General features: G+C 59.2%; 5 protein-coding genes. 3 read left to right on the forward strand and 2 right to left on the reverse strand.

Features of this window, described 5'->3' with window-relative positions:
- Positions 1-77: 77 nt before the first annotated feature.
- Positions 78-1,517: a hypothetical protein gene (locus tag R4P70_RS14855; protein ID WP_050656080.1), complete on the forward strand. Its 1,440-nt coding sequence runs from the start codon at positions 78-80 to the stop codon at positions 1,515-1,517.
- The gene (locus R4P70_RS14860; protein ID WP_050656081.1) at positions 1,514-2,878 is read left to right on the forward strand and encodes a PQQ-binding-like beta-propeller repeat protein; all 1,365 of its coding nucleotides are present in this window, start codon (positions 1,514-1,516) and stop codon (positions 2,876-2,878) included. The genes R4P70_RS14855 and R4P70_RS14860 overlap by 4 nt, the downstream gene beginning before the upstream one ends.
- A gap of 45 nt (positions 2,879-2,923) precedes the next feature.
- Here R4P70_RS14860 and R4P70_RS14865 read toward each other — a convergent pair whose 3' ends face one another.
- Both R4P70_RS14865 and dctA read right to left on the reverse strand, forming a co-directional pair.
- A complete protein-coding gene (locus R4P70_RS14865; protein WP_233405670.1) occupies positions 2,924-3,778 on the reverse strand; it encodes a glycosyltransferase in 855 nt (284 codons plus the stop codon).
- A gap of 550 nt (positions 3,779-4,328) precedes the next feature.
- On the reverse strand, positions 4,329-5,726 hold the full coding sequence (dctA, locus tag R4P70_RS14870; RefSeq protein ID WP_037129867.1) for a C4-dicarboxylate transporter DctA: 1,398 nt from the start codon (positions 5,724-5,726) through the stop codon (positions 4,329-4,331).
- Positions 5,727-5,914: 188 nt separating this feature from the next.
- Between dctA and R4P70_RS14875 the strand changes: the two genes are divergently transcribed.
- Entirely contained in the window at positions 5,915-6,175 is a 261-nt protein-coding gene (locus R4P70_RS14875; RefSeq protein ID WP_003942027.1) for a GlsB/YeaQ/YmgE family stress response membrane protein, read from the forward strand.
- The last annotated feature ends 122 nt before the right edge of the window (positions 6,176-6,297 follow it).

Below are 6,297 nucleotides of genomic sequence, written 5' to 3' on the forward strand. Positions count from 1 at the left end.
AAATCGCTGTGATCGCGACAGGACTTCCAGAGGCGACGCGCATCGGGAGCGAGCCGTGACAGTGACTGCGAGGGTACGTGTCGAAGGAGCAAACCGATTCGAAGCGGGCCGAGAAGTGGACCTTCGCGCTGACGGTCGTCTCCCTGATCGCCGGTGGGACAGTGGTTGCCGGGCTGGTAGATCGGTGGAGCAGCTCGCCGTCCGATGACATCTCTGTAGCTGCGTCATCTTCGATCACCATGACGTCTACACCGGACGAGATTCCGGCGGAGGACGTGCCTGAATTCTCGTACGTCACGCCGAGCGCGGTGTACCCGACAACGATTCCGGGTTGTGAAAGCGTCGAAGCGCCGGAGGAGGATTCGTTCTTCTCCTATATTCTCGACGGATCTGATACGTACGACGATCCACGCTTTCCGTGGTTCTCGAGTGCCAAGGCCGCCGCGATGTCGGAAGCGGTCAAGCAGGCGCTCCCGAAAGATGTCGAGCTGAAGTTCGCCAGCCCGGGTAATTCGCTGCAGTTCGGGCCGATCTCTGCACCTTCGAACACAGATGGGCTGCCCGAGGGTTTCTCGCTCGAGGAGTTGGCGTCCACCACTGCGTCCGGGACGCTGATTCGGGACGGGAAGATCGGCGCGCTCAGCCTGATGCTGCACTCGAGTTCTGATCCGATCCCATCGTGTGTTGCGGGGTCGCTCGTCGAACGTCGGGTGCTGGCTGACCAGTCGGTAGTGGATCTGCAGGATACGTGGAGCGAAACCAATGGTGTACGCACCCTTGGTCGGTCGGCGATGTTGTACGGAGTCGACGGGACCCGTATTCAGGCGTATGTCAACGACACTAACAACGACGGAGGTCGGAACGCCGAGAGTTCCGGCGTGGTACCACTGACTCTCGACGACCTTGTAACCCTTGTCGAAATGCCACAGCTGCGAATCACTACTCCAGTTCCCCCGGGTACGGCACCCCTTTCGCCCGGGTGCCACGGGATCCCTCGAGACTCTAGCGACGTGGCTGAACTCGATCGCGCGACGATCGAACGTCTCAACGCGGTACTCGAGATCAGATGGCGCGCTGTATCTCCGGGTTTTCCGATTCTTGATACCGGACCGGGCACTCTGACGGTGGCGGAGAATGACAAGTCCACTGCATGTCAGAGACTTCTCACCCGGACGGGAGACAGCGAGTCGACGCTCAACATGACAATTACCGGCGGACAACCACTCCCTACGGAGCCCAACAAATACGACCCTTCCTACGACGGGCACCCCTTGGAGTTCGTGACGCGACCGGATGGATCCGTGATCGAGCGAGACGAACGGGATTACTCGACCGTACCCATGACAAATGACGGCTCGAAAGCAGAATCGACGCAGGAAACGAGCAGGTCGGTGGTCGTCACCCGACCGAATGGGACCCAAGTCTCGGTTTCGTCGTCGGCTGCGATCCCGAACGTGCCGATGACGTTCGAGCAGTTGGAGTTTCTCGCGACGACCGAAGGCCTGGAGATTCGATGACCACCAGATTCTCCCCGAAATCGCGACTTCGGATCGCGGCCGCCGCAGCCGTAGTCACCGTCACTGCCGCCATCGCCACGGTGGTCACGTCGACGAGTTCCGAACCGACAGCGATCTCGTCGCCGCTATGGAGCGTCGAGGCCTCCGAGATTCTCGGGCGCGAGTTCGCGATCTTCCGGAGCCCACTTGTTGGCACCGAATTCAACATGGACATGGGCGGATTCATCGACGCCGGATCACTCGTGGTCACGATGATCGGTATGCCGGATCGTCAGGCGTATTCGTTGGACGACGCAGAATTGGTCGGATTGGACGCCGAAGATGGCACAGTTCGTTGGCGCACGTCGGCGGTCGACATCGGTGGTTGCTCCGAGACTCTGCTCGGCAGTTCGGTGCTGTGTTTCTCCGGGCCGTACGTATCCGGTGGTTCGTACTCGCTGTTCGACATCGAGACGGGAGAGCGGCGAGACATCAAGACACCGTGGGCACCGATCATCGCGGTTGTCTCGGGTGACACGGTCCTCGCGCTCGAGGGTGATATCGAGAGCAACGACGTTCGCGTGCACAGCGGAACCGTCGACGATCCGGAAGCGAACTGGTCCAAAGCGTTCGACGTCGGTGGATCGTGGGAAGCCGGATACGTCGATCCGGTGATGTCGGTGCACGGCGATCTGGGTGTGATCGCTCTCGACGAGTCTCTGGGATTCGATCTGAAGACGGGCGAACAGCGGTGGGTACACGGTTACTCCACCTGTTCGACCGCGCATACATCGTCGGACGGCGTGACATTGGTGTCGGATGGCGGTTGCGAAGGCAATGGCCGTCCGACAAGTGAGTACGCGCTCGATCAGAACGGGCGCGAGTTCGCCAGGACGGACGAACTGCCCTCGGAGTCCTCGTACTACGGCGGGCGATACAGCCGAGATGATCCCGCGGGAAGATCGACTCCGATCATTCTGGGACACAGCGGATTCGACCGGACTTCCGGCGAGAAATTGTGGTCCAACAGTGAACTCTTCGACACCGCACAGTCGTTGGCGGTGATCGGCAACGTGGTTGCCGTGACCCGTTCCGGTTCCGAACCCGAGGTCCAGTTCGTGGACCTCTTCACCGGTGAGGTCCTGTGGCGATCGAACGCCGAGCGCGCCGGGGAGGTTGTCTGGCACGGCGATGTCGTTATCGACGAGGGAAACGTCTACGGAACGGATGTCCGTACAGGCCAACGTAGTTGGGAGGTTCGGGTGGACCAGGACGGGGACGAAGAGTTCACCCCCTGGGCGATGCCGCGGGAGCTGTGGGCGGGGGAGAAGGTGCTGTTGCGTTCCAGTGAAGACCGCGTCACGGCGTTGAAACTGTCGTGAAATTCGGTGGCTGCGAACCTTCGGTGATTAGCGAAATTCGATGGGTTACTGGTGAACTGGCATGATTCGACCTTTCGACATGCCGAACAAGCGCCTGAACTCCAGGCGCTCCTGCTCGAAGTTGTAGATGCGGTAGACGGGCCACACGAGCGCGTGGAGCATCGAGTCGCCCCAGATGGTCAGTTTGAGGCGCCAATTCATGATGTTGTGAAGGTGCAGAACCGATTCGGATGCTTGGTTGTACTTCAAGTACTCCAACGGAGGGGTTTCGCCGCGTCGGCCGGACGTTTCCGCTCGCATGTCCGCGATCTGTCCGATCGTCATTCCACCCTCCCGAAGGCACAGTGAAAGGTCGATATCTTCGTGGATGTCCGGCCGGTCACTGACTTGCTCGCGGACCGACAACCATGCGCTTTTTCTGATCGCCATGTTCGCTCCGGCGACAGCGAGTACTTGACGTTCGCAATCGAACTTCCCCTGCTTCACCTGCCTGTCCAGTGCGTAGCGGTGGATTCGAGCAAACGGCGATTCGAAGAGGTAGGTGAGTCCGGCAACTGCTGAGTGAGCGGTGCTGCGTTGGAAGAAACCCTTGACCGCATCTGCCCATCCCGGTTGTACCCGTGTGTCCGCGTCGATACGACCGATGATGTTGCCGGTCGAGGCGTCGAAGCCCGCGTTCCGGGCGTGTACGACGCCTTGGCGGGCCTCGAAGACATATCTGACTTTGTCGTACTTCTCGGCGAACTCCTGGATGATCGATGCAGTACCGTCGGTCGAGTTGTTGTCGACAATCAGAATCTCATCGATTTCCGACTCGGTCAGTAGACGCTCGATGCAGCCGGAAACCGCGTTCTCTTCGTTGAATACCGGAACAACCACCGAAAGTCGATTAGTGGACAAGTGTTCAATATCCTGCATGGATGCGGTCACTGTATTCCTTTGCTGGGCAATTGGGTCCAGTCCTTCGCAAAGGTTACGATAGCAATAGGTGACCATTCGGACAATTTGAACCGAGGGCCATATGATCAATCCCGCAACAGCTTATTGCGGGAAACTATCAGCATAAGTGCAGCTGGCACGGCATAAATGCATGCAGAATAAGGCTTTCGGAACTGATTGATTTTTACCCACTCAAGTCTATTCGTCGGTCGAACACCGGACTTTAGTCCTTCTAATTCCGGCAAATATAATGCTGCCCGTTCGCTGAATTGTGAATCGCCACTGCGGCAACCGTCGGGCAATATCTAGATGTAGCAATTTGCTTTTCAGTGAAGTGGAGTCGGTGCAGCGCAAGTGCCATATTTGTAGATTCAACGGACCCTTGACGGCAAGGTTGCCGCCATCTGCAAATATTTGCTTTTGTAGCTGTCGGTCTGGATTTTCCAGTGAAGTCTGCCCCCCGCGACTTTTCAGCACCGATTTCCGATGTGCAATCGGTAGCCGGCCCTACCTATCGGGTCAGGATGCCTTCGGTTTCGGGTGCCGGAACGGTTTTCCCCGTGATCGGATCGACTTCCTCGAGCGGTGGAACGTCTTCTCCGTCGAGCACTCGGCGCATGCGCTCCTTGTCGAGCTGCCCCTCCCAATTGGCGACCACGAAGGTTGCGACACAGTTCCCGAGCAGGTTCACCGACACCCGCATCGAGTCCATGATTCGATCCGCGCCCAGTAGGAGTGCGACTGCGGCAACCGGAATTGCGCCGTGACCGATTGCGGCCACGGTGGCGGACAGTGCCAGGAATGACGATCCCGGCACGCCGGCCATTCCCTTTGAGGTGAGCATCAGAACCAGGACGGCAGTGATCTGTTCACCGAGTGTCAGGTCCACGCCGAGTGCCTGCGCCAGAAACAGCATGCAGATCGACAGGTACAGCGTCGCGCCGTCGAGATTGAACGAGTAGCCGGTAGGCACCACCAATCCTGTTGTAGTGCGCGAGCATCCGGCGTTGGTGAGCTTGACCATGATTCGGGGCAGAACTACTTCGGTCGACGCTGTTCCCAAAGCGAGGAAGAGTTCGTCCTTGATGTACTTGACGAATTTCCACAGGTTCACGCCCGCGAAGTACCTGACTATCGCGGCCAGGATGAGGATGAACAGGACGGCGGCGAGATAGCATGCGGCGATCAGCTTTCCGTAACTTCCGAGCGAAGCGATCCCGTACTGACCGACGATGTACGCCATCGCGCCCAAAGCGCCCAACGGCGCCAGTCTCATGATCCAGCCGATGATCGTGAAGAACAGATGGCTCAGACGATCGACGAGTTCGAACACGATCGGTGGTCCACTCTCACCCGCCTTGGCCAATGCGAGCCCGAACAGTACGGCGAAGAAGAGGACTTGGAGGAGTGCGTTCTCGGCGAAGGCCGAAACTATCGACACCGGAATGATATTGAGCAGGAATTCGACGGTGTGGGGAAGTTCGCCACTTCCGGTCTTGGCTGCCACGGCGTCCGCACCGTTCGCAAGCGTCTCCGGATCGATGTCGAATCCCGCACCCGGCTTCATCAGATTTCCGATGAGCAGCCCGAACAACAGGGCGAAGGTGGTCACGACCTCGAAGTAGATGAGTGCTTTGACGCCGATACGCCCCACGGCCTTCAGATCCCCGACGTGGGCGATCCCGATCACAACGGTGCAGAAGATGATCGGCGCGATCAGCATTTTGATCAGCTTGATGAACCCGTCGGCGAGGGGCTTGAGGTTCGCGCCGAATTCCGGCCACAACCAGCCGATGAGAACACCGATGACGATAGCGGCGATCAATTGCACGAACAGTGATCGGTACCAGGGCGGCTTGTTGGCGAGTCGCGCGAGCTCGCTGTTCGGCAGTTTTACGGAAGTTGGCATGGATGGGAACGGTAGGTCCGCTTGATTGCGAAAAAATAACTCGCGAATGTCGTGGATGTAACGCGTCGAGGTTGCATCTCGGACAACAATTCGGTCAACAAGCGACAGTTGTGTGTGACTGTGGTTATTGTTTCCCTGAGCGGTGATCTTCCGTCCGCGTGCATGCACGACGTGTGAGAGGGGCTGTCATGGGGCAAATTATCGGAACCATCATTTTCGGCGCAGTCATCGGAATCCTGGCTCGTCTCGTACTGCCAGGTAAGCAGCAGTACGGCATGATCGTGACCGTCGTGCTGGGTATCGCCGGAGCGCTTATCGGGTACTGGGTCTGGGGAGCGATCTCGGACAAGGGCGACACGGGTGGAATCGACTGGATCCGCTGGATCATCAGCATCGCCGCGGCGGCCGTGCTCTCGATCGGCTACAGCGCCGTCACGGGCAAGAAATAGCAAGCCGACCCAATTCGAGAAGTGGGGGGGGGGGGGGGGGGGGGGGGGGGGGCGGCGGGGGGGTGGTGTGGGGGGGGTGTGTGGGGGGTGGGGGGGGGGGGGGGGGGGGGGCGGGGGGGTGG

Source organism: Rhodococcus sp. IEGM 1241 (assembly GCF_033142365.1).
In the GTDB taxonomy this organism is placed as follows: domain Bacteria; phylum Actinomycetota; class Actinomycetes; order Mycobacteriales; family Mycobacteriaceae; genus Rhodococcus_F; species Rhodococcus_F erythropolis.

What these genes read in the sequence shown, in the direction of transcription:
- dctA (WP_037129867.1), bottom strand. Translation starts at nt 5,726, where the DNA reads ATGCCAACTTCCGTAAAACTGCCGAACAGCGAGCTCGCGCGACTCGCC.
- R4P70_RS14875 (WP_003942027.1), top strand. Translation starts at nt 5,915, where the DNA reads ATGGGGCAAATTATCGGAACCATCATTTTCGGCGCAGTCATCGGAATC.
- R4P70_RS14860 (WP_050656081.1), top strand. Translation starts at nt 1,514, where the DNA reads ATGACCACCAGATTCTCCCCGAAATCGCGACTTCGGATCGCGGCCGCC.